The following is a 23,411-nucleotide window of genomic DNA, read 5'->3' as shown; positions in this document are numbered from 1 at the left end:
CTGGCATAGCGCTCCCGCCGCTTTTCTTATTACTTTTTAAACCTTCCCTGTACTTTATTTCTTTTACGATCCCTGCGAAAAATAAAGCCGGCTACAAAACCAAGTCCGCCAATAAAAAAGATCAATCCAACTAAAAATTGTAACAACAAATTTGGAAATGGCGCCTGTAGAATCCCAAAAGTCATATCGCGCATTAATTTAATTCCCAAGGCAGCTAAAGCACCGGGAATCACAACGATGAAAAGGGCTATAATACGTATCATAAATAAATCCTTCCAATTTCGATTTTACTTTTTCGGTATATGTAAATTATATCTCATGAAAATATTATTACATAGCTGAAAATTGTCAAGGTTTGTGTTTGAATATAAAATAGATAATAATGAAGAAAATTGCATGTATTTCCTAAAATGGGATGAAATAAGTTTCTTGACATAAAAGGGGTAGAAAAAATGCAAAACATTATGATTGTTGGTGCCGGCAAAGGTGGAACGGCAATCTTAAAAATATTAAAAGAATCAGAGGTCTTAAATGTCGAAGTGGTCATTGACAGAAATGAAGATGCACCAGGCATTTTATTGGCAAAAGAGGAGGGGATAAAAACAGGAACAAGCTGGCAGCCTTTTCTAACTAAACACATCGATATTATTATCGAAGTAACAGGGGATGACACTGTTTTTCAAGAATTACGAGAGACAAGAAATAAAAAAACTGTATTAATTCCAGGAAGTGTGGCCTTCCTTGTTTCAAAATTAATAGAGGAAAAAGAGGAACTGGTTGCTAAACACCAAAATGAATCATATCAGCAGGAACTAATTTTTAACGCTACAAATGATGGAATGGTGGTCATTGACCAACATGGAAAAGTGATTTTGTTTAATAAACGCGCTGAAGAAATTATGGGCGTGAAAAAAGCGCAAGCAATCGGAAAAACGGTATTAGAAGTTATTCCTTCAAGCAGGCTTCCCATCATCTTAGAAACGAGGAGAACAGAGGCAAATCAAGAAATGGTTTTAAGTAATGACCGAAAAATCATCACAACACGGATTCCGATTATTGAAGAAAATGGTACATTAATCGGTGCCTTTGCGGTTTTTAAGGATATAACAGAGGTTGTTAATCTGGCAGAGGAAATCACAGATTTAAAGGAAATTCAAACCATGCTGCAAGCCATCATCCATTCGAGTGATGATGCTATATCTGTTGTCGATGAGAATGGACGGGGAATCCTGATAAATCCTGCCTATACCCGCTTAACAGGACTGACAAAAGAGCAAGTAATAGGGCAGCCTGCAACGGCAGACATCTCTGAGGGTGAAAGTATGCATATGAAGGTACTGCAAACTAGAAGGGCTGTTCGGGGTGTGCCGATGAGAGTGGGGCCAAATAAAAAGGAAGTAATTGTGAATGTTGCCCCGATCATTGTTAAAGGGAAATTAAAAGGCAGTGTCGGAGTTATCCATGATATGTCTGAAATGAAATCACTAAGCAGGGAATTAAGCCGAGCAAGACAAATTATCCGTACCCTAGAGGCCAAATATTCCTTTGAGGATATCATTGGCCATTCTGATGAAATGATGCTTGCCATAGAGCAGGCAAAGTTAGGAGCTAAGACACCTGCAACCGTCCTTCTTCGAGGTGAATCAGGAACGGGTAAGGAGTTATTTGCCCATGCTATACATAATGCAAGTGATCGTAAATATAACAAGTTTGTCCGTGTCAATTGTGCGGCTATTTCTGAATCGTTATTAGAAAGTGAATTGTTTGGTTATGAGGAAGGGGCTTTTTCCGGTGCTATTCGTGGGGGCAAGAGAGGTCTTTTCGAAGAAGCAAATAATGGCAGCATTTTTCTAGATGAGATTGGGGAGCTTTCAGCTAATACTCAGGCAAAGCTATTACGGGTACTACAGGAAAATGAAATCATTCGTGTTGGCGGAACAAAGCCTGTTACCATCAATGTAAGAGTCATTGCTGCTACGAATGTTAATTTAGAAAAGGGTATTGCAAAAGGATCCTTTAGGGAAGACTTATACTATCGTTTAAACCGCATGCCAATTCATATTCCACCGTTACGGATGCGAAAAGCAGAGATTCCCGTTTTATGTGAGCGGTTGATTCAAAAAATAAATCGGGATTATGGTAGAAATGTTGAAGGGGTAACGCACGCGGCTTTACTCCAATTAATGGGCTATAACTGGCCCGGAAATGTACGGGAATTGGAAAATATTCTTGGCAGAGCCATTATTTTTATGAATTATTATGAGACGTTAATAGATGTTCATCATTTACCCGAGTTGAAAAAAGCAGGAAGTGAGCCTCCTGTCACAAGTTTTAATGAATCCTATGAGTTAGAGCAATCATTATCAGATATGCTGGAGACATATGAAGCCAAAATCATCAAGCAAACTCTATTCCGGTTAAATGGGAATAAAACATTAACAGCTAAAACACTTGGATTATCCGTGAGAAATTTATATTATAAACTAGACAAATACAAAATTGAAAAAAATAGCATGCAATAAATTGCATGTATTGAAAAATTTTGCGCAACGAGAATACGGAGAATAAAGCGTTTTCATTAATTTATTCTTGGCATGGTTCTTGCATATTAATATATCGGTGTTGCAGAAAAGGGGAAAGGGTTGATGACAACTTGTTGCTAGATTCACTAATTGACAGAGCAACCCAGGGAAGTAAAAATACAGTTGCGGTTGCTGCGGCAGAAAATGCTGAAGTTATTGAAGCAGTGATTGATGCATTGGACCGAAATCTTGCACGTTTTATCCTGTTCGGTGATCAAAAAGAAATTATTTCTCTAATTGAAAAGAAAAAGAATAAGCCGATAAACAGGAATGAAATAAAAATTGTGGAAACCGGATCCATTGCCATGTCTGCTGAGTTAGCCGTTAAGTCTGTATCTAACAAAGAGGCAAATGTATTAATGAAAGGTAATGTTCCAACCAACGTCCTTTTAAAAGCTGTTCTGAATAAGGAATTTGGTCTTAGAACCGGAAACGTTTTATCGCATGCTGCTTTTTTTGAAATTCCTGGTTACGATCATTTTACTATTATAACTGACGCTGCAATGAATATTGCCCCTGACTTAGAACAAAAGGCGCAAATTATTATGAATACCGTTTCACTTGCTAAGTCAGTTGGAATTGACAACCCAAAAGTGGCGCCAATCGCCGCAGTCGAGGTAGTTAATCCTGTCATGCAGGCAACAATGGATGCAGCAGCGTTAACGGTAATGAATAAACGAGGACAAATATCCGGCTGCATCGTGGATGGGCCGCTTGGCTTAGATAATGCTGTATCAACACTGGCTGCCGAACACAAAGGAATTATCAGTGAGGTTGCAGGAAAAGCTGATATCCTATTAGTACCTACCATCGAAGTAGGAAATGTATTGTATAAATCGTTAATTTATTTTGCAAATGCTAAGGTTGGTGCGATAATTGCGGGAGCAAAAGCACCAATTGTGTTAACATCTAGAGCTGATTCTGCGGAAAGTAAGCTGTATTCGCTTGCCTTAGCGCTATGCTGTGTAAAAAAATAGATAGTCAACATTCGAGGAGGAAACAAACAATGGAATTATTCAAGTACTTAGAGAAATTTGATTATGAGCAAGTCGTATTCTGTCAAGATAAGCAATCTGGTTTAAAAGCGATTATAGCTATTCACGATACAACCCTAGGGCCAGCATTAGGCGGCACCAGGATGTGGACATATGCATCAGAAGAGGCTGCAATAGAAGATGCCCTTCGTCTAGCCAAAGGGATGACGTATAAAAATGCGGCAGCTGGATTAAATCTTGGCGGAGGGAAAACCGTTATTATTGGCGATCCTCGGAAAGATAAAAATGAAGCTATGTTCCGAGCATTTGGCCGATACATTCAAGGATTAAATGGCAGATATATTACAGCAGAAGATGTGGGTACAACGGTGGCTGATATGGATTTAATTCACGAGGAAACCGATTATGTTACGGGAATATCCCCTGCATTCGGATCATCAGGTAATCCATCACCAGTTACAGCTTATGGCGTTTACCGCGGAATGAAAGCTGCTGCAAAAGAGGCATTTGGAACGGACTCGCTTGAAGGGAAAGTAGTAGCGGTTCAAGGTGTTGGAAATGTAGCGTATACCTTGTGTGAATATTTGCATAAAGAAGGAGCGCAACTGATTGTTACAGATATAAATAAAGAAGCAGTTAATCGGGCGGTTGAAGCATTTGGTGCACTTGCGGTAGACCCTGATGAAATCTATGGTGTTGAATGTGACATTTACGCCCCATGTGCTTTAGGAGCGACCATTAATGATGAAACAATCCCACAATTAAAAGCGAAAGTAATTGCCGGTTCGGCTAACAATCAATTAAGGGATACTCGCCATGGTGATATCATTCATGAAATGGGTATTGTCTATGCACCGGATTACGTTATTAATGCGGGCGGAGTGATCAATGTTGCGGATGAGCTTTACGGATACAACCAAGAACGGGCAATGAAAAAGGTTGAACAGCTCTATTCAACAATTGAAAAAGTAATCGAAATTTCAAAACGTGATAGCATCCCTACCTATGTGGCAGCTGACCGGATGGCGGAAGAAAGAATTGAGAGAATCCGTAATTCCAGAAGCCAATTTTTGCAAAATGGCCATCACATTCTTAGCCACAGAATTTCTAGGTAATCGGAAAAGCGTAAGCGCCTTGATCAGGGGCGACAGGCATAAGACGAGCCGGCGAGAAGGTTGTTCTTTACCTTCTTGACGGATTGGCTTATGACCCCGAGCCCCTAGGCGCTGGAGCTAGACAGATATTCATTGAAATATTAGAACGGCAAAGCGCTGAATGGAAAATTCAGCGCGTTTGCCTTTAATTAAGATGTTTTTGTTAATGGAGGTCACTACGTTGCCAGATAATAAATATCGGATTCTCATCATCAACCCAGGCTCAACATCAACCAAAATCGGAGTCTTCGATAATGAAATTTCCATTTTTGAAAAAACAATCCGCCATGAGGCGGAGGAAATTAATCATTTTTCAACTATAATTGATCAATATGAATTTAGAAAAAATACTATTTTGGAAACACTGGATCATGAAGGGATCAACATTTCTAAATTATCGGCTGTTTGCGGACGGGGTGGATTGCTGCGTCCGATTGAAGGCGGAACTTATGCTGTTAATGAATTGATGCTAAAGGATTTACGTTCTGGTTTTTACGGACAGCATGCATCGAACCTAGGTGGAATTATTGCTTATGAAATTGCCAATGGTCTTAATATTCCTTCTTTTATTGTCGACCCGGTTGTTGTCGATGAACTGGATCCAATTGCACGGATCTCTGGATTCTCCTTAATTGAGAGAAAAAGTATTTTCCATGCCTTAAATCAAAAAGCTGTCGCAAGAAGAGTGGCAGGGGAGATGGGGAAAAAATACAACGAATTAAATCTGATTGTGACCCATATGGGCGGCGGAATTACCGTTGGCGTCCATAAACATGGTAAAGTAATAGATGTCAATAATGGTCTGCATGGTGATGGCCCCTTTAGCCCTGAGCGCGCAGGAACTGTACCGGCTGGTGATTTAATAGCCCTTTGCTTTTCAGGAGAACATTACCGGGAAGAAATCATGAAAAGACTTGTTGGTCAAGGGGGTCTTGTTGGCTATCTCGGAACAAATGATGCCGTTAAAGTAGAACAGAGAATAGAAGCTGGGGATCAAGAGGCAAAGCTTGTATATGAGGCGATGGCTTATCAGGTGGCAAAGGAAATTGGGGCAGCTAGTACTGTACTTTCCGGCAGGGTGGATACGATTATCCTTACAGGGGGACTGGCATACGGGAAAGACTTTGTGAAATCCATTACAGATCGGATTAATTGGATCGCCGACGTTATTGTTCATCCAGGTGAAAATGAACTTCAAGCATTAGCTGAAGGCGCTATAAGGGTCTTACGTGGTGAGGAAGAAGTAAAGTTATATCCGGGAAATTTTACAACTGCAAAAATTTAAAGAGAATGGGGAGGAATAAGAAATGTCACAGGAATACGATTTAGTCGTTCTTGGCGGTGGAACAGGCGGCTATGTAGCTGCTATTCGCGCCTCACAGCTTGGCTTGAAAACAGCGATTGTAGAAAAAGGAAATCTAGGCGGCACATGTCTTCATAAGGGCTGTATTCCCAGTAAAGCGCTGCTAAGAAGTGCAGAGGTGTTTGCCACTGCCAAACATAGTGAGGACTTTGGAGTCATCACGAGCGAAGTATCCTTGAATTTTGGTAAAGTACAAGAAAGAAAAAATAAAATAATTGATCAACTACATAAAGGTGTCCAACATTTGATGAAGCAAGGTAAGATTGATGTGTATGAAGGGCTTGGCAGGATTCTTGGACCATCTATCTTTTCGCCAATGCCTGGAACTATTTCGGTTGAAATGAACAATGGGAACGAAAATGAAATGCTTATTCCTAAAAATGTAATTGTTGCTACTGGTTCAAGACCAAGAACACTTCCCGGACTCGAAATAGACGGCAATTATGTGATGTCTTCTGACGAAGCTTTACAGCTTGAAGCACTTCCAAGTTCCATTATTATCGTGGGCGGCGGTGTTATTGGCATCGAATGGGCATCCATGCTTTCTGATTTCGGTGTTGAGGTTACTGTGATTGAATATGCTGATCGCATTATTCCGACGGAAGATAAGGAAGTTTCAAAGGAAATGCAACGGCTGATGAAGAAAAAAGGTATTAAACTTGTAACAGGTGCAAAGGTTTTAGCCGAGACGCTTGTAAGGGATAACGGTGTCGCTATTTCTGCGGAGGTTAAAGGTAGCGTGAAGGAATATAAAGCTGACAAACTCCTTGTCTCTGTTGGTCGTCAGGCAAATACGGAAGGAATTGGACTAGAAAATACCGAAATCCAAGTGGAAAAAGGCTTTATTGCCACAAATGAATTTTTCCAAACGAAAGAATCACATATTTATGCTATTGGCGATGTGATTGGCGGATTACAATTGGCCCATGTGGCATCACATGAGGGGATTGTAGCTGTCGAACATATTGCCGGTAAAGATCCGTCACCATTTGATTATAATTTAGTGTCAAGATGTATTTATAGTAATCCAGAGGTATCCAGCGTTGGGATAACAGAGGATCAGGCAAAAGAAAAAGGTTATAAAGTAAAGGTTGGAAAGTTCTCTTTCAGGGCAATTGGTAAGGCACTTGTTTTTGGAGAATCCGATGGATTTGTGAAAATTGTCGCCGATGATGAGACCAATGATATTCTAGGGGTGCATATGATTGGTCCGCACGTAACAGATATGATTACAGAGGCGGGACTTGCAATGGTTTTAGATGCGACACCATGGGAAGTGGCTCATACGATTCATCCACATCCAACTTTATCAGAAGCGATTGGCGAGGCTGCACTTGCAGTCGACGGGAAAGCAATTCATTCATAAATAAATAATTTTTTTAGGCGAACATTCGGGAGGTATGGAATTAATGGTAGAAAAGCGTCATGAAGCTTTAGGTCTAAGCGATGAAAAGGTTTTGGAAATGTATGAAACGATGCTTTTGGCTCGCCGTATAGACGAGCGGATGTGGTTATTAAACCGTGCAGGTAAAATCCCGTTCGTTATTTCATGTCAAGGTCAAGAAGCCGCCCAAGTTGGTGCTGCCTTTGCCCTAGATAAGGATAAGGATTACGTACTGCCATATTATCGTGATATGGGTGTGGTGTTAACGTTTGGTATGACACCAAAGGAATTGATGCTTTCAGGTTTTGCCAAAGCGGAAGATCCGAATTCCGGCGGGCGGCAAATGCCAGGTCACTTTGGTCAGAAGAAAAATCGGATTGTTACTGGTTCATCGCCGGTAACGACACAAGTTCCACATGCAGTAGGTGTTGCCCTGGCAGGAAAAATGGAAAGAAAAGATCTTGTAACCTTTGTCACGTTTGGTGAAGGTTCTTCTAACCAAGGGGATTTCCACGAGGGTGCAAACTTTGCTGGTGTTCACAAGCTTCCTGTCATATTTATGTGTGAAAATAATAAATACGCCATTTCCGTCCCGATTGAAAAACAATTAGGCTGCGAGAAAGTATCGGATCGAGCAATTGGCTACGGAATGCCAGGATTTACTGTTGATGGGAACGACCCGCTCGAAGTCTATAAAGCGGTAAAAGAAGCTGCTGACCGCGGTCGCCGCGGTGAGGGCGCCACGTTGATAGAAACGGTTTCTTACCGTCTGACACCGCACTCATCTGATGATGATGATCGTTCATATCGGGCACCTGATGAAGTGGCCAAAGCAAAAACACAAGATCCAATTATCACTTTTGGCGCTTATTTAAAAGAAACTAGCGTCATGAATGATGAGCTGGAAAAAGAAATCAATGATCGCGTAATGAAATTAGTAAACGAGGCTACTGATTATGCAGAAAATGCCCCGTATGCAGCACCAGAGGATGCATTGAAATATGTTTATGGGAACATGTAAGGGGGACGGAACATGGCAGTAATTTCTTATATTGACGCAGTAACAATGGCCATTCGAGAAGAAATGGAACGGGATCCAAAGGTGTTTGTTCTTGGTGAAGATGTTGGTGTAAAAGGTGGCGTTTTTAAAGCTACTCAGGGTTTGTATGAGCAATTTGGCGAAGAAAGAGTTATTGATACACCACTTGCCGAATCTGCAATCGCGGGGGTAGGAATCGGTGCCGCGATGTACGGCATGCGTCCGATTGCTGAAATGCAATTTGCTGATTTTATCATGCCGGCAGTAAATCAAATTATTTCAGAAGCGGCAAAAATTCGCTATCGATCAAATAACGACTGGAGCTGTCCGATGGTGATTCGGGCACCATACGGCGGTGGGGTGCATGGGGCACTTTATCATTCCCAATCGGTTGAGGCCGTATTTGCAAACCAACCCGGATTGAAGATTGTGATGCCTTCTACTCCCTATGATGTAAAAGGTCTATTGAAGGCAGCGATTCGTGATAATGATCCTGTGCTATTTTTCGAACACAAACGTGCCTATCGCTTAATTAAAGGCGAAGTACCAACAGAAGATTATACATTACCAATCGGAAAAGCAGATGTAAAACGTGAAGGCGATGACATCACGGTAATCACTTATGGACTATGTGTTCATTTTGCCCTTCAAGCAGCAGAAAAACTTGCTAAGGATGGAATCTCAGCTCAAATTCTTGATTTACGTACCGTTTATCCACTTGATAAAGAAGCGATCATTGAGGCCGCGTCTAAGACAGGTAAAGTGCTGCTTGTAACAGAGGATACAAAAGAAGGAAGCATTATGAGTGAAGTCTCAGCAATTATCGCCGAGCATTGTTTGTTTGACCTGGATGCTCCAATTAAGCGCCTGGCTGGTCCTGAGGTTCCGGCAATGCCGTATGCACCAACAATGGAAAAATTCTTTATGGTAAACCCTGAAAAGGTCGAAAAAGCAATGCGCGAGCTTGCTGAGTATTAAGGAGGTTTGGAAATAGTGGCAATGGAACAAATTAAAATGCCTCAGTTAGGGGAAAGTGTAACCGAAGGTACGATTAGCAAATGGTTAGTATCTGTCGGCGATAAAGTCAATAAATATGATCCCCTTGCAGAGGTAATGACAGATAAAGTAAATGCGGAAGTCCCATCCTCCTTTACAGGTGTGATCAAAGAGCTAATTGCAGACGAAGGCGATACATTTGCCGTTGGGGAGATTATTTGTACGATTGAGATTGAAGGCGGTATTGCTGAGGAACCGTCAGCATCTGGAAGCGAACAAAAGGAAACGTCCAGTGACACTGTTGATGCGATTCAAGCAGAACAAGGCAGCAAAGCCCGTTATTCACCTGCTGTTCTGAAAATTTCACAAGAACATGGGATTGATTTAACCCAAGTGTCAGGTACTGGTGCGGGCGGGCGGATTACAAGAAAAGACCTGTTGAGAGTAATCGAGTCAGGAAATATTCCTACTACTTCTCAAAAGGTTGAAGCGCAGAAGGAGCCAGCATCGGCACCGTCTACTAAACAAGATGTAGGAAAGCCAGTGTCTACCCCAGCCCCAGCGGTAAATGTTCCAGTGGCAGCCGGCGATATTGAGATACCTGTAACAGGCATTCGAAAAGCAATCGCTGCAAATATGCTGCGCAGCAAGCATGAAGCACCACATGCCTGGACAATGGTCGAAGTCGATGCAACCAATTTGGTGGAATATCGAAACTCTCTTAAAGATGAATTCAAGAAAAAAGAAGGATTTAATCTAACTTTCTTTGCTTTCTTTGTGAAGGCAGTTGCCCAAGCTTTAAAAGAATTCCCGCAGATTAATTCGATGTGGGCCGGGGATAAGATTATTCAAAAGAAGGATATCAATATCTCAATTGCGGTTGCAACCGATGATGCGCTTTTTGTTCCTGTTATTAAGAATGCAGATGAAAAGACGATAAAGGGGATTGCCCGTGAAATTTCTGAGCTTGCTGTGAAAGTGAGAACTGGAAAGTTGAAGTCTGACGATATGCAGGGTGGAACATTCACGGTAAACAATACAGGCTCGTTTGGCTCTGTTCAATCAATGGGAATCATCAATTACCCACAGGCTGCGATTCTCCAAGTGGAATCCATTGTCAAACGCCCAGTTGTGATGAACAATGGCATGATTGCGGTCCGTGACATGGTGAACCTATGTATGTCACTTGATCACAGAGTCCTGGACGGACTTGTTAGCGGCCGATTCTTACAGCGTGTGAAAGAAATTCTAGAAAATACATCAAAATCTACAACGTCAATTTATTAAGAAATAACCGCTGCATCCGATGCAGCGGTTGTTTGGTTTAATGTATTGCTAGTCTTATGTAAATACCATAAAATAGTACGTAGGAGAATTAATTGAATTTTATTTCAATTAAATAAGTGGAAGGGAGTTGAGAAGATTGGGGAAAATAAAAAGTCAGGCATTTGCTATTAAAACAATGGATGAATGGAAGGAGAAAGCGGAGTCATCTCTAAAAGGAAAAACAGTTAAATCCTTAGAAACTACTACATATGAAAATATAGTTTTGAAACCGCTTTATTCCAAGACAGATGAGCAGCCAATTTCGGAATTTCCAGGTGCTTCGGATTTTAGAAGAGGGATTTACCCGCTTGGATATAGGACAAATGAATGGATAGCCGCACAGCGTATTTCCTATCAAACGCCTGAAGAGTTGCAAGTGAAACTCCATCAATCGTTTGAAAAAGGACAATCTGCTATTTCATTTGATGTTAAGGAGGCACTATTTGAAAGAGAAGAAAGCCTTGTCAACGTTTTAGGGAATTTCAATGTCCAATACCCATTTGCTATCAACGCCAAAGATTTACAATTGGCTTTTCATAAGCAAGTAACTAATTTGGATGGACAAGACCAAATCTGCGGATATATCGGTGCTGATCCGGTTGCACTATTTGCAGAGGATGGTCTTATTTCAGAAGAATTTCTCAAGGATTGGCTTAAAAATATCCAACAATCGAGTATATTATTTCCTAATTTACGTACGATCTTAATCGACACGGTGCCATATCATAATGGCGGGGCGAATGGGGTTCAAGAGCTCGGTATTTCTTTAGCAGAAGGGGTATATTATCTCGAAAAGCTTCAGGAAAAAGGAATGGAACTAGAAGAAATCCTCGGTAAAATGGTCTTTCAATTTGCGATTGGCGGAAACTTTTTCATGGAGATTGCTAAACTGAGGGCAGCACGTGTTCTGTGGAATCGAATCACCCAACTATACAGTGTAAATGAAAAGTCTCGCGGAATGATGATTGCTGCAGAAACATCTTCTTCCACTAAAACTGTACATGACCCACATGTAAATTTACTTCGAGCAGGGAATGAAGCATTTGCGGCTGTCATTGGTGGTGTTCAATATTTACATGTAAGTCCTTTCGATGAACACAGTGGCGCAACACCCTTTTCAGAAAGGATTGCTAGAAATGTCCAACTTCTTTTAAAAGAGGAAGCACATCTGAAAAAAGTGATTGACCCTGCAGGTGGTTCCTGGTATGTGGAAGAATTAACAAACCTATTAGCTGAAAAGGCGTGGTCCTTCTTTCAACAAATCGAAGCCAGTGGCGGCATCCTTGAAGTATTAAAAACGAATTGGCTGCAGCATGAAATTACCTCTGTCTATGAAAGAAGGAATCTTGATATTCAGACAAGGAAGCAAAGTATTGTTGGCACAAATGTTTATGCGAATTTAGATGAAACAGTACCCAGCAGACCACTTTCGAGGGAACAATCTCGTTTTGCAGGTGGAGTAAGAATCGAAGCTGTCACATCTAAGAGATTGGCCGAACCATTTGAGGAATTGCGCAGTAAAGCGAAGTATCTTGAAGGGAAATTTGGATCTGTACCGACTGTCGGCATGATTTGTCTAGGAGAATTAAAACAATATAAGTCAAGACTCGATTTTATGAAGGGATTTTTTGCTTCCGGTGGCATCAACACTGTAGAAGGCCGCCCTATTTTAACGGTAGAAGATGCTAGACAATTTGTTACACAACAACCCGTTAAATACTTTTGTCTATGTGGTACGAATGACCAATATGAATCCTTGGGTCATGAAATTTTAATGGGCTTGAAGGCAGAATTGCCTGAGCGAACTTTTTACTTAGCGGGGCTCCCTGAAAAAGAAAATCAAGCCAGGTGGATGAACGAGGGTATTAAACAGTTTATTCATTTAAAAAGTAACTGCTATGAAGCCATTTCCACCCTTTTAGCTGACATGGAGGTGAACACCATTGAAAAGACAAAAGCCTGATTTTCAAAATAGTTCATTGTTTGATGAGCAGAAATTTATTACTAAGGAAGAATGGCAGGAAAAAGTTAAACAGGAAATTGTAACGACTATTGATGACTTACTGTTTGAAACAAATGAGCAAATCACATTAAAACCGCTTTATACAAAAGAAGATCGGGATGAGCTAGAGCATCTTGAAAACCTTCCAGGACTCCCTCCATATACACGAGGGCCATATCCAACCATGTATGTAAACCGTCCATGGACGGTAAGGCAGTATGCAGGATTTTCAACTGCTGAAGAAAGTAATGCTTTTTACCGCCGCAATCTGGCCATGGGGCAAAAAGGATTATCGGTCGCCTTTGATTTAGCTACACATCGCGGCTATGACTCAGACCATTCAAGAGTGGTTGGGGATGTGGGGAAAGCGGGAGTTGCAATCGACTCAGTCCTTGATATGAAAACACTATTTGATGGGATACCACTTGATCAAATGTCCGTTTCGATGACAATGAACGGTGCTGTATTACCAATCTTAGCATTCTTCATCGTGACGGCGGAGGAACAAGGGGTAAGTCAAGAGAAATTATCAGGCACCATCCAAAATGATATTTTAAAAGAATATATGGTGCGGAATACGTATATTTACCCACCGGAGATGTCGATGAAAATTATTGCCGATATTTTTGAATACACTTCCAAATACATGCCAAAGTTTAATAGTATCAGTATTTCCGGCTATCATATGCAGGAGGCCGGTGCACCTGCAGATATTGAATTGGCTTATACTTTAGCTGATGGGTTGGAATATGTAAGAACTGGCCTTAAAGCGGGAATAGAAATTGATTCATTTGCTCCAAGGCTATCGTTTTTCTGGGCAATCGGGATGAATTACTTCATGGAGGTTGCTAAAATGCGTGCGGGACGCTTGATTTGGGCAAAAATGATGAAATCATTCAATCCTAAGAATGAAAAGTCATCGGCATTGCGAACACATTCGCAAACATCCGGCTGGAGCTTGACGGAACAGGACCCATTTAATAATGTCACAAGGACACTCATTGAGGCACATGCAGCAGCAATGGGTCATACACAATCCCTGCATACTAATGCATTAGATGAAGCGATCGCCCTGCCAACAGATTTTTCGGCCCGAATCGCACGTAACACGCAATTGTTTTTACAAGAAGAAACGGGTATTACCAACGTGATTGACCCATGGGCGGGCTCTTATTATGTAGAAAAGCTGACGGATGAATTAGTCCAAAGAGCATGGACGCATATTGAAGAGATTGAAGGTCTTGGGGGTATGGCGAAGGCAATTGAAACAGGACTGCCGAAAATGAGGATAGAGGAGGCTGCTGCAAGGAGGCAGGCACAAATTGACTCCGGGAAAGAAACAATCATTGGCGTCAATCGTTATCGTCTTGAAAAAGAAGAGGCCATTGATATTTTGGATATTGATAATACTGCTGTCCGATTAAAACAAATTGAAAAATTAAACGAATTAAAGTCCGCCCGTGATGACCAAAAAGTTGGCGAGGCACTTAGCGCATTAACAAAAGCAGCGGAAACAGGGGAAGACAATTTGTTAGGTCTTGCGGTTCAAGCGGCAAGAGTAAGAGCAACGCTAGGAGAAATTTCTGATGCAATAGAGCGTGTTGCCAGCAGACATAAAGCGGTAATCCGTTCGATTAGCGGTGTATATAGTACCGCCTTTAACAATGAAGAAGAGATAGTAGAAGTGAAAAGAATGACCGATGAATTTCTTGAGAATGAAGGAAGACGACCGCGGATCCTCATTGCCAAAATGGGGCAGGACGGTCATGATCGCGGGGCAAAGGTTATTGCCACAGCATTCGCTGATCTTGGGTTCGATGTGGATATCGGCCCGTTATTCCAGACACCCGAAGAAACGGCGAGGCAGGCTGTTGAGAATGATGTCCATGTTATTGGGTTCAGTTCGCTTGCGGCAGGACATAAAACTTTATTACCGCAGCTCGTGAATGAATTGAAAAAATTAGGACGAGAAGATATTTTAGTTGTCATCGGTGGTGTTATACCGGCTCAAGATTATCAATTTTTGTATGAACATGGAGCCTCGGCCATATTTGGTCCGGGAACGATTATCCCAGTGTCTGCACAAAAAGTAATCAAGGAGATATATAAGCAACTTGGTTATGAGGAAGTGGCACAATAAATGGGCACGGATCATAAACCGGAATGGAGTGACCCAAATAACCCAGGAAGCTGTTCTAGCGTTGTAAGAAAGGGACAGGAGATCGAGGGTCAAACGGCAGCCATTCAAAAAAATATCCGTTTTCAAAAACGCAGTTCCTCTGAGCCCACAGTTGATGAGCTCTATGAAGGAATCATAAAAGGAGATAGGGGAATTCTGGCAAGGGCGATTACCCTAGTGGAGAGCAATGCCGGGCAGCATTTCAAGAAGGCGCAGCAGCTGCTGCAAAAGCTCCACCGCCATAGCGGGAAGTCGATACGAATTGGTATCACCGGTGTGCCCGGTGCCGGCAAAAGCACCTTTATTGAAGCGTTTGGAACTTACCTCTGCGGCTTGGGCCACAATGTAGCCGTGTTAGCCATTGATCCAAGCTCCAGTATTAGCGGCGGTAGTATCCTAGGGGACAAAACAAGGATGGAACACTTGTCTAGAAATCCGAGGGCCTTTATCCGCCCTTCTCCAACAGCGGGAAAACTGGGTGGGGTTCATCGAAAAACGAGGGAAGCGATGTTACTTTGTGAGGCTGCCGGTTTTGATGTGATTCTAATCGAAACGGTTGGTGTTGGACAAAGTGAGGTCATTATTCGCGATATGGTGGATTTTTTCATGCTTCTTGTACTGACGGGAGCCGGTGATGAGCTCCAGGGAATGAAAAAAGGGATTATGGAATTAGCTGATTCCATCCTTGTTCATAAAGCAGATGGTGAGAATAAGCCAAAAGCAGAGCAGACTAGAAAAGAGTATAACCGAATCCTCCATTTTCTGCAGCCTGCAACAAAAGGCTGGGCAACAAAGGCATATACCTGTTCCTCCATAACACATGAAGGAATCAGTGGAATCTGGGATGTTATTCAATCGTTCGAACAAACGGGGAAAAGATCAGGGGTATTTGAAAATAGAAGAAAGTCTCAGTCGCGAGAATGGCTTTATTCCATGATTACCGACCAGCTCCAATTTTATTTTTACCATCATGAGGGTGTTAAACAGGAACTGCCAAAATTAGAAAATGAGGTTATTGCGGGTGAAACCACAGTGGCGATTGCTGTAGAAACATTATTCCATACTTTTTTAAACGAATGAGCTGCCGGTTTCGGCAGTTTTTTTAGATTGGAAAAAATGCATTTTTACTGTTATGATGTAGTTATATTGTTATATACATTACATAACATAAAGGAGTGTTTTTTATGAGCATGGATTTTAATTTTTTCATGAATGATGTGGTTAACCAGGCACGTCAGGAAATTGCATCAGCTGGATATAAAGAACTGAAAACACCTACTGACGTAGAAGAGGCATTGTCGCAAAAAGGAACGACTTTAGTTATGATCAATTCTGTTTGTGGTTGTGCCGGTGGTGTGGCAAGACCCGCAGCAGCACATGCCGTCCATTATGATAAACGTCCTGATCATCTAGTTACCGTTTTTGCTGGACAGGATAAGGAAGCAACGGAAACGGCGCGTAGCTATTTCACAGGCTATCCGCCATCCTCACCTTCTTTCGCCCTATTAAAGGACGGCAAGATTTGCTCCATGGTGGAAAGACATCAAATCGAAGGCTTTGATCCTGCGACAGTCGTTTCCAAACTGCAGAAGGAATTTGATGAATACTGTGAAGAATTTTAATGAAGTAAAGAGCCAATCTCCCAATGGAGATTGGCTCTATTTTTTTGGAAAAAGTTACTTTAAAAAAATTTAAATGAATCTTTAAAAATATATTTGCATAATTATTAGTTTGTGTTAAAATTCATTACAATGAATAATTATTAATCAAACATTCTATTATTCTTGAAAATTGGACTATTTAAGGAATAGGTTAATATTTCAATTTTCAGATAAGTTATAGGGGGAAAACAAATGAAGAAGGCACTTATTTTATTATTAATAATGATGATGACTGTAGGTTTACTTGCTGCTTGTGGTACAAGTGAAAAAGCTAGCAAGAAAAGCGGGGAAAAGAAGGTATTAGTGATGGCAACGTCTGCTGACTATCCGCCATTTGAATATGTGGAAACAGGAAAAAGCGATGAAATTATTGGTTTTGATGTGGATTTGGCTAAAGCAATTTCGAAAAATCTTGGCTACGAAGTAAAGGTAAAGGATATGGATTTTGGCGGTTTAGTTCAATCACTTAAATCAGGACAAGCTGATTTTGTATTGGCAGGTATGACACCTACGGAGAAAAGAAAGAAAAACGTTGATTTCAGTGATATCTATTATACAGCCCAGCACTTAATTGTTTCTAAAAAGGACAGCGGGATTGAATCGGTAGAAGATTTAAAAGGTAAAACAGTTGGCGTACAGCTTGGTTCCATTCAAGAAGGAAAGGCTGAGGAAATTAATAAACAGGTTCCTATTAAAATAGAAAACCGCAACCGTATTCCAGACCTAATCCAAGAAATTAAATCAGGCCGCTTTGATGCTGCTATCATTGAGGATACTGTTGCCAAGGGTTATTTTGAAAAAGAAAAAGAATTTAAAGGTTTTACGATTAGTGATGACCCAGAAGAAGCGGGCTCAGCGATTGCTTTCCCAAAAAATAGTGATTTAACAGCAAAGTTTAACAACGAGTTAAAGAAAATGAAGGAAAACGGTGAACTGCAAAAGTTGGTTGTCAAGTGGTTCGGTGGGGAACAATAGGTCTAGGTGTACTAGAGACGTTCGATTCTGAACGTCTCTCCATTTTTGATAGAGAGGACGGACGATGAATGAACTTAGATTTTACTCAATTCATTCCCTCCATGCCATATATTTTAAAAGGTATCCTGGTTACCCTTCAAATCGTGGTACTAGCAGGGGTATTGGGGTTTGTGCTTGGAATTATTTTATCATTATTTAAAATTAGCTCGATAAGAATTCTTAATTGGTTTGCAGATGTGTATACGTCGATTTTTCGCGGAACACCGCTTGTTTTGCAATTAATGTTGATTTATTATGGTTCACCACAGGTGATTGGCTATCAAATCGAACCATATACAGCAGCAATATTATCGTTCGCACTAAATTCTGGGGCGTATATCTCGGAAATTATTCGCGCTGGTATACTTGCCGTTGATAAGGGACAGCAGGAAGCGGCGATGGCCCTAGGGGTACCGTACGGAAAAATGATGTGGGATATTATCCTTCCGCAGGCACTAAAAAACATTCTTCCCGCCTTAATGAATGAATTTATTTCATTAACGAAAGAATCTGCCATTGTCACAACCATTGGGGTTATGGATATTATGCGCCGCTCTTATCAGGTTGGCGCTGAAAATTACTCCTTTTTTGAACCATTACTAATAGCCGGGTTAATCTATTATTTAATGGTTATTACTTTGACCTTCTTAGGAAAAGCGCTTGAGAGGAGAATGAGACGCAGTGATTAAGATTGAGAACTTGTATAAAAGTTATGGCAGTCTTGAAGTATTAAAGGGGATTTCCACTACTATTAAAGCGGGAGAGGTTGTAGCGATCATTGGCCCATCAGGATCAGGGAAATCTACTTTCCTACGTTGCTTGAACCTGCTGGAGGAACCTACCAATGGAGAAATTTGGATTGACGATAAAGAGGTAACCGATAAAAAAACTAATATCCTTCATGTGAGACAGAATGTTGGTATGGTTTTCCAACACTTTCATTTGTTCCCTCACAAGACGGTCCTGCAGAATTTAACCTATGCACCTATGAAGGTAAAAGGATTGTCGAGGGATCAAGCTGAAAAAGTTGCCTTTGAATTATTAAAACAAGTAGGATTATCGGAAAAAGCTAATGAATATCCAACAAGATTGTCCGGTGGGCAAAAGCAGCGGGTGGCCATTGCCCGGGCATTAGCGATGGAGCCTGAGGTTATGCTTTTCGATGAACCTACCTCTGCACTTGATCCAGAAATGGTTAAAGAGGTTTTGGAAGTAATGAAATCACTTGCCCATACAGGAATGACAATGGCTATTGTCACGCATGAAATGGGCTTTGCGAGAGAAGTGGCTGACAGAGTCTTATTTCTTGATGGCGGGGTGCTTGTTGAAGATGCACCGCCAAGTGAATTCTTTGCTAGTCCTAAAAGCCAGCGTGCCCAAGATTTCTTGCAAAAAATGCTTTAATAATGATCTGCAGAAAGATGGTCTTTATGATCATCTTTTTTTCTTTAACAGTAGCGAATAATACCTGTTAAATGATGCAAACTATGGAAAAAAAGAGGTGGTGGCTCCATTGATAAAACTTCTATCGCCGATCCTAATTTCTTTTTTTATTTCACCGCTTTGGCCGTTAGGGGCGAACCCGATGCCTGGTGATCCGTTTGTCATCATTAACAAAACGAAAAATGAGCTAGCCTTTATTAATGAAAATAAAGTTCAAACTGTTGTGAGTGTTGGTACAGGTAAAACGCAAGAATTAACTCCAGAAGGACTCTTTACGATTACCGTAAAAGCCAAAGATCCCTATTTTCGTAAAGGAAATATTCGCGGAGGAGACCCAAAGAACCCGTTAGGAGCTAGGTGGATTGGCTTTGATGCCAGGGGAACTGATGGCAGAACCTATGGGGTTCACGGGACAAATCAGCCTGCCTCGATTGGCAAATATGTCTCACAGGGATGTATTCGCAGCCAAAATGAAGTGATCTCTTCACTCTTTCCATTAATCCCATTAGGGACGAAAATTTTAGTTATTTCATCAAAAAAGTCGTTTGAGAAGTTAGCGCAAGAAAATGGTGCAATTGATTAATAGAGAAGGGACTGCCCTTAGTGGAACAGTCCCTTATTTATGTTTGTTACAGTAATGAGCCAATTCCAATTAGGAGAGTAGAGGCAAGCATGGCGAAAAGCATTAAATAAACGATAATTTTCCTAGTCTTCCTATTTTTCAAAAATGAAACCTCCCTAACATTTAGGCTTTTATTACATTGTACATGGAAAAGCCCAAATGGACAACGGAACTACTTAGCAATTTTGGGAAGGATTTATGAACTTTTTACCGAATACAGTAATTGTCGAGTAAATTTAATAATGGAACAGAGGGGTATACATGATTAAAAAGGTCGACCATATTGGAATTGCCGTAAGGTCTCTAGATGAGACACTTCCATTTTATACCGATGTGTTAAAGCTGACGCTATTAGGGATTGAAGAGGTAGCTAGCCAAAAGGTGAGGGTTGCCTTTTTACAAGCAGGTGAAACGAAGCTAGAACTGCTTGAGCCGGTATCAGCGGAAAGCACAATTGCTGCTTTTATCGAAAAACGCGGTGAAGGGATCCACCATGTGGCGCTTGGAGTTACATCGATAGAAGCAAGAATTGCAGAAATGAAAGAAAATGGAATTCGAATGATTGATGAACAGCCAAGACCGGGTGCAGGAGGAGCAGATATTGCTTTCATGCATCCCTCATCATCATCAGGTGTTTTATACGAGCTTTGCGAGAAGAAAGGGATGAAGGGGTAACATGATAGACATCTATGAAAAATTAAATGAATTGTATGATAAGAGAAGAGAAGTTGAGCTTGGCGGCGGTGACGACCGGATTGATAAACAGCATGAAAAAGGGAAATTAACAGCACGTGAAAGAATTGAATTGCTAGTGGATAAGGGCACGTTTGTCGAATTAAATCCGTTTATCGAGCACAGGACAAATGATTTCGGACTTGATGAACTGAAAGGACCCGGGGACGGAGTTGTAACAGGGTACGGGAAAGTGAATGGCCGGCCAATCTATTTATTTTCGCAAGACTTTACTGTTTTTGGCGGTGCATTAGGGGAAATGCATGCAAAGAAAATAGCCAATGTTATGGATTTGGCAGCCAAAAATGGGACACCATTTGTCGGCCTAAATGACTCCGGCGGGGCCCGGATTCAAGAAGGGGTTGTTTCCCTGGATGGCTACGGTCATATTTTTTATCGAAATGCTATTTATTCTGGGGTAATTCCGCAAATCTCTGTTATTATGGGTCCGTGTGCCGGCGGTGCCGTGTATTCACCAGCGATTACTGATTTTGTGTTTATGGTCGAAAAAACGAGTCAAATGTTTATTACCGGTCCGAAGGTAATTGAAACAGTAACAGGGGAAAAGATTTCAGCAGAAGATCTTGGCGGGGCAAACGTTCATAACTCCATCAGCGGCAATGCTCATTTTCAAGGTGAATCAGAAGCTGAGGTTTTAGAAAATGTCCGCAGACTGTTAAGCTATTTGCCGCAAAGCAATGAAGAAAAGCCGCCTGTACTCAAGGTAGAAGCTGAAAACGATTATCGCCCGGATTTAACAGACGTCATCCCATTTGATGCAGTAAGACCTTATGATGTCCGGAAAGTAATTGAACAAGTTGCCGATGCCGACTCGTTTATGGAAATACAAAAGGATTTTGCGAAAAATATTGTTGTCGGATTTGCCAGAATCAAAGGAGAAACAGTTGGTCTTGTTTGCAATCAGCCGAAAGTGATGGCGGGGGGGCTTGATATCGATTCATCCGACAAAGCAGCTAGATTTATCCGTACCTGTGATTCTTTTAATGTCCCGATTATTACGTTTGAAGATGTAACCGGATTCTTTCCAGGAGTAAAGCAAGAACTAGGGGGAATTATTCGCCACGGGGCAAAGATTTTATTTGCTTATTCAGAAGCAACTGTGCCTAAGTTGACTGTTATTTTACGGAAAGCTTATGGTGGTGCATATGTAGCCCTAAATAGTAAGTCGATTGGTGCTGACTTGGTATTTGCTTGGCCGAATGCTGAAATTGCTGTCATGGGTCCGCAAGGGGCTGCAAATATTATTTTTGCAAAGGAAATTAACAATAGTGAAAATCCCGAACAAACAAGACAGCAGAAAATTGATGAATACCGGGAAAAGTTTGCGAATCCCTATGTAGCCGCAAGCAGAGGTATGGTCGATGATGTCATTGATCCAAGGGAAACAAGAATTAAAATTATTCAAGCATTGGAAATGTTACGGAATAAAAAGGAATCAAGACCATACAAAAAGCATGGAAATATCCCTCTATAATGTGAAACTCACTGTTTCTTTCATTTGATGATAAGAATAATAAAGAGGTATACTGATATAGAAAAGCGGAAGCGCCTTGCCCAGGGGCGTGAGTCTAGACAAGCTGGCAGGAAGGTTGTTCTTTAACCTTCTTGTCGGATTGGCTTATGACCCCGAGCCCCTAGGCGCTGCAGCTAGACAATAGTGAGTAGAGTACATAATCGGAGGGGTTTAAAAAATGGTGAATCAAGAACGTCTTTTGAATGAATTTTTAGAACTTGTACAAATTGACTCGGAAACGAAATATGAGACTGAAATTGCAAAGGTTTTAAAGCAAAAATTTACCGACTTAGGTCTTGATGTTTTTGAGGATGATACAACGGCTGTAACGGGCCATGGAGCTGGGAACTTAGTTTGCACCCTGCCTGCGACGAAAGAGGGAGTAGATCCGATTTATTTTTCCTGCCATATGGATACCGTAACACCTGCAAAAGGTGTTAAGCCATCGATTAAGGATGGATATGTTGTGACCGATGGTACAACGATTTTAGGGGCAGATGATAAGACAGGTATATCAGTAATGCTTGAAACCATCCGTCTGTTAAAAGAAAACAATCTACCACACGGTTTAATTCAATTTGTGATCTCTGTCGGAGAAGAGTCTGGTCTGCATGGCGCGAAGGCACTAGATCCATCATTATTAAAGGCGAAATATGGTTATGCCCTTGATAGTGACGGTTTAGTAGGTAATGTGGTCGTTGCCGCTCCAACCCAGGCAAAGGTTACAGCTGTTATTTACGGTAAAACAGCCCATGCGGGTGTTGCACCTGAAAAAGGTGTTTCAGCGATAACCATCGCAGCTAAATCCATTGCAAGGATGCCGCTAGGTAGAATTGACCATGAAACGACTGCAAATATTGGCAGATTTGCAGGTGGGCAAGCTACTAATATCGTCTGTGACCGCGTTGATATTTTAGCGGAAGCACGTTCACTTATTCCGGAAAAAATGGATGCACAGGTCAGCAAAATGAAAGAGGCATTTGAAACAGTTGCAGTAGAGATGGGCGGCAAAGCAGAAGTTAAAGTGGAAATCATGTATCCAGGCTTTAAATTTGGCGAGGGCGACCATGTTGTCGAAATCGCTCGCAAAGCAGCAGCCAAAATTGGCCGCAGTTGTGAATTGCAGCATAGTGGTGGCGGAAGTGATGCCAATGTATTTAACGGTTTCAACATCCCAACTGTAAACCTTGCAGTCGGCTATGAAGAAATCCACACAACAAACGAACGCATGCCGCTTGAAGAATTATACAAACTTGCAGAAATGACGATTGCAATTATTGATGAAGTAAATAATCAATAATTGTAGCAGCTTTATGAGGGAGAGCCATTGGTTCTCCTTTTTGTTATAATTAAGGAGCAATAAAGGTTTTAAGGATGTGTTTGAC

At 41.3% G+C, this 23,411-nt stretch carries 21 protein-coding genes; 19 read left to right on the top strand and 2 right to left on the bottom strand.

Features of this window, described 5'->3' with window-relative positions:
* Nucleotides 1-29: 29 nt before the first annotated feature.
* Nucleotides 30-263, bottom strand: a complete 234-nt coding sequence (locus tag G6554_RS02035) for a DUF2627 domain-containing protein (protein ID WP_166238253.1) — start codon at nucleotides 261-263, stop codon at nucleotides 30-32.
* Between the two features lie 189 nt (nucleotides 264-452).
* Here G6554_RS02035 and G6554_RS02030 point away from each other — a divergent pair, with 189 nt between their 5' ends.
* The 16 genes from G6554_RS02030 (at nucleotide 453) to G6554_RS01955 (ending at nucleotide 19,721) form a co-directional block, all read left to right on the top strand.
* Entirely contained in the window at nucleotides 453-2,522 is a 2,070-nt protein-coding gene (locus G6554_RS02030; protein WP_166238251.1) for a sigma-54 interaction domain-containing protein, read from the top strand.
* Between the two features lie 131 nt (nucleotides 2,523-2,653).
* On the top strand, nucleotides 2,654-3,559 hold the full coding sequence (gene yqiS / locus G6554_RS02025) for a phosphate butyryltransferase (protein WP_166238249.1): 906 nt from the start codon (nucleotides 2,654-2,656) through the stop codon (nucleotides 3,557-3,559).
* A gap of 29 nt (nucleotides 3,560-3,588) precedes the next feature.
* Entirely contained in the window at nucleotides 3,589-4,692 is a 1,104-nt protein-coding gene (bcd, locus tag G6554_RS02020; protein WP_166238247.1) for a branched-chain amino acid dehydrogenase, read from the top strand.
* Between the two features lie 205 nt (nucleotides 4,693-4,897).
* Nucleotides 4,898-6,016 (top strand): butyrate kinase, encoded by a 1,119-nt coding sequence (gene buk / locus G6554_RS02015; protein WP_481747892.1) that lies wholly within the window; start codon nucleotides 4,898-4,900, stop codon nucleotides 6,014-6,016.
* A gap of 22 nt (nucleotides 6,017-6,038) precedes the next feature.
* Nucleotides 6,039-7,460 (top strand): dihydrolipoyl dehydrogenase, encoded by a 1,422-nt coding sequence (lpdA, locus tag G6554_RS02010; RefSeq protein ID WP_166238243.1) that lies wholly within the window; start codon nucleotides 6,039-6,041, stop codon nucleotides 7,458-7,460.
* Nucleotides 7,461-7,503: 43 nt separating this feature from the next.
* Nucleotides 7,504-8,499: a thiamine pyrophosphate-dependent dehydrogenase E1 component subunit alpha gene (locus G6554_RS02005; protein WP_166238241.1), complete on the top strand. Its 996-nt coding sequence runs from the start codon at nucleotides 7,504-7,506 to the stop codon at nucleotides 8,497-8,499.
* Nucleotides 8,500-8,511: 12 nt separating this feature from the next.
* A complete protein-coding gene (locus tag G6554_RS02000; RefSeq protein WP_166238239.1) occupies nucleotides 8,512-9,495 on the top strand; it encodes an alpha-ketoacid dehydrogenase subunit beta in 984 nt (327 codons plus the stop codon).
* Nucleotides 9,496-9,510: 15 nt separating this feature from the next.
* The gene (locus G6554_RS01995) at nucleotides 9,511-10,800 is read left to right on the top strand and encodes a 2-oxo acid dehydrogenase subunit E2 (RefSeq protein WP_166238237.1); all 1,290 of its coding nucleotides are present in this window, start codon (nucleotides 9,511-9,513) and stop codon (nucleotides 10,798-10,800) included.
* A gap of 136 nt (nucleotides 10,801-10,936) precedes the next feature.
* Complete coding sequence (locus G6554_RS01990) at nucleotides 10,937-12,802, top strand: methylmalonyl-CoA mutase subunit beta (RefSeq protein ID WP_166238235.1); 1,866 nt, start codon at nucleotides 10,937-10,939, stop codon at nucleotides 12,800-12,802.
* Between the two features lie 37 nt (nucleotides 12,803-12,839).
* Entirely contained in the window at nucleotides 12,840-14,981 is a 2,142-nt protein-coding gene (gene scpA / locus G6554_RS01985; RefSeq protein ID WP_481747896.1) for a methylmalonyl-CoA mutase, read from the top strand.
* On the top strand, nucleotides 14,982-16,100 hold the full coding sequence (gene meaB, locus G6554_RS01980) for a methylmalonyl Co-A mutase-associated GTPase MeaB (protein ID WP_166238230.1): 1,119 nt from the start codon (nucleotides 14,982-14,984) through the stop codon (nucleotides 16,098-16,100).
* 104 nt (nucleotides 16,101-16,204) lie between these two features.
* A complete protein-coding gene (locus G6554_RS01975) occupies nucleotides 16,205-16,642 on the top strand; it encodes a BrxA/BrxB family bacilliredoxin (RefSeq protein WP_166238228.1) in 438 nt (145 codons plus the stop codon).
* 231 nt (nucleotides 16,643-16,873) lie between these two features.
* A complete protein-coding gene (locus G6554_RS01970) occupies nucleotides 16,874-17,656 on the top strand; it encodes a transporter substrate-binding domain-containing protein (RefSeq protein WP_166238226.1) in 783 nt (260 codons plus the stop codon).
* A 68-nt stretch (nucleotides 17,657-17,724) separates the two neighbouring features.
* Nucleotides 17,725-18,384, top strand: a complete 660-nt coding sequence (locus G6554_RS01965; RefSeq protein WP_166238224.1) for an amino acid ABC transporter permease — start codon at nucleotides 17,725-17,727, stop codon at nucleotides 18,382-18,384.
* Entirely contained in the window at nucleotides 18,377-19,099 is a 723-nt protein-coding gene (locus G6554_RS01960) for an ATP-binding cassette domain-containing protein (protein WP_166238222.1), read from the top strand. The genes G6554_RS01965 and G6554_RS01960 overlap by 8 nt, the downstream gene beginning before the upstream one ends.
* Nucleotides 19,100-19,280: 181 nt before the next feature.
* Nucleotides 19,281-19,721: a L,D-transpeptidase gene (locus G6554_RS01955; RefSeq protein ID WP_242637823.1), complete on the top strand. Its 441-nt coding sequence runs from the start codon at nucleotides 19,281-19,283 to the stop codon at nucleotides 19,719-19,721.
* A gap of 46 nt (nucleotides 19,722-19,767) precedes the next feature.
* Here G6554_RS01955 and prli42 read toward each other — a convergent pair whose 3' ends face one another.
* Nucleotides 19,768-19,863, bottom strand: coding sequence for a stressosome-associated protein Prli42 (gene prli42, locus G6554_RS01950; protein ID WP_166238218.1), 96 nt, complete (start codon nucleotides 19,861-19,863; stop codon nucleotides 19,768-19,770).
* A gap of 158 nt (nucleotides 19,864-20,021) precedes the next feature.
* Here prli42 and mce point away from each other — a divergent pair, with 158 nt between their 5' ends.
* The 3 genes from mce (at nucleotide 20,022) to G6554_RS01935 (ending at nucleotide 23,326) form a co-directional block, all read left to right on the top strand.
* Nucleotides 20,022-20,435, top strand: a complete 414-nt coding sequence (gene mce, locus G6554_RS01945; RefSeq protein ID WP_166238216.1) for a methylmalonyl-CoA epimerase — start codon at nucleotides 20,022-20,024, stop codon at nucleotides 20,433-20,435.
* 1 nt (nucleotide 20,436) lies between these two features.
* Nucleotides 20,437-21,987: an acyl-CoA carboxylase subunit beta gene (locus G6554_RS01940; RefSeq protein WP_166238214.1), complete on the top strand. Its 1,551-nt coding sequence runs from the start codon at nucleotides 20,437-20,439 to the stop codon at nucleotides 21,985-21,987.
* A gap of 217 nt (nucleotides 21,988-22,204) precedes the next feature.
* Nucleotides 22,205-23,326, top strand: coding sequence for a tripeptidase T (locus tag G6554_RS01935; protein ID WP_166238212.1), 1,122 nt, complete (start codon nucleotides 22,205-22,207; stop codon nucleotides 23,324-23,326).
* The last annotated feature ends 85 nt before the right edge of the window (nucleotides 23,327-23,411 follow it).

It is taken from the genome of Bacillus sp. MM2020_4 (assembly GCF_011250555.1).
Classification (GTDB): Bacteria; Bacillota; Bacilli; order Bacillales; family Cytobacillaceae; genus Neobacillus.
Note: the sequence above shows the minus strand (reverse complement) of the source record. Positions and strands in the feature narration are given on the sequence as shown.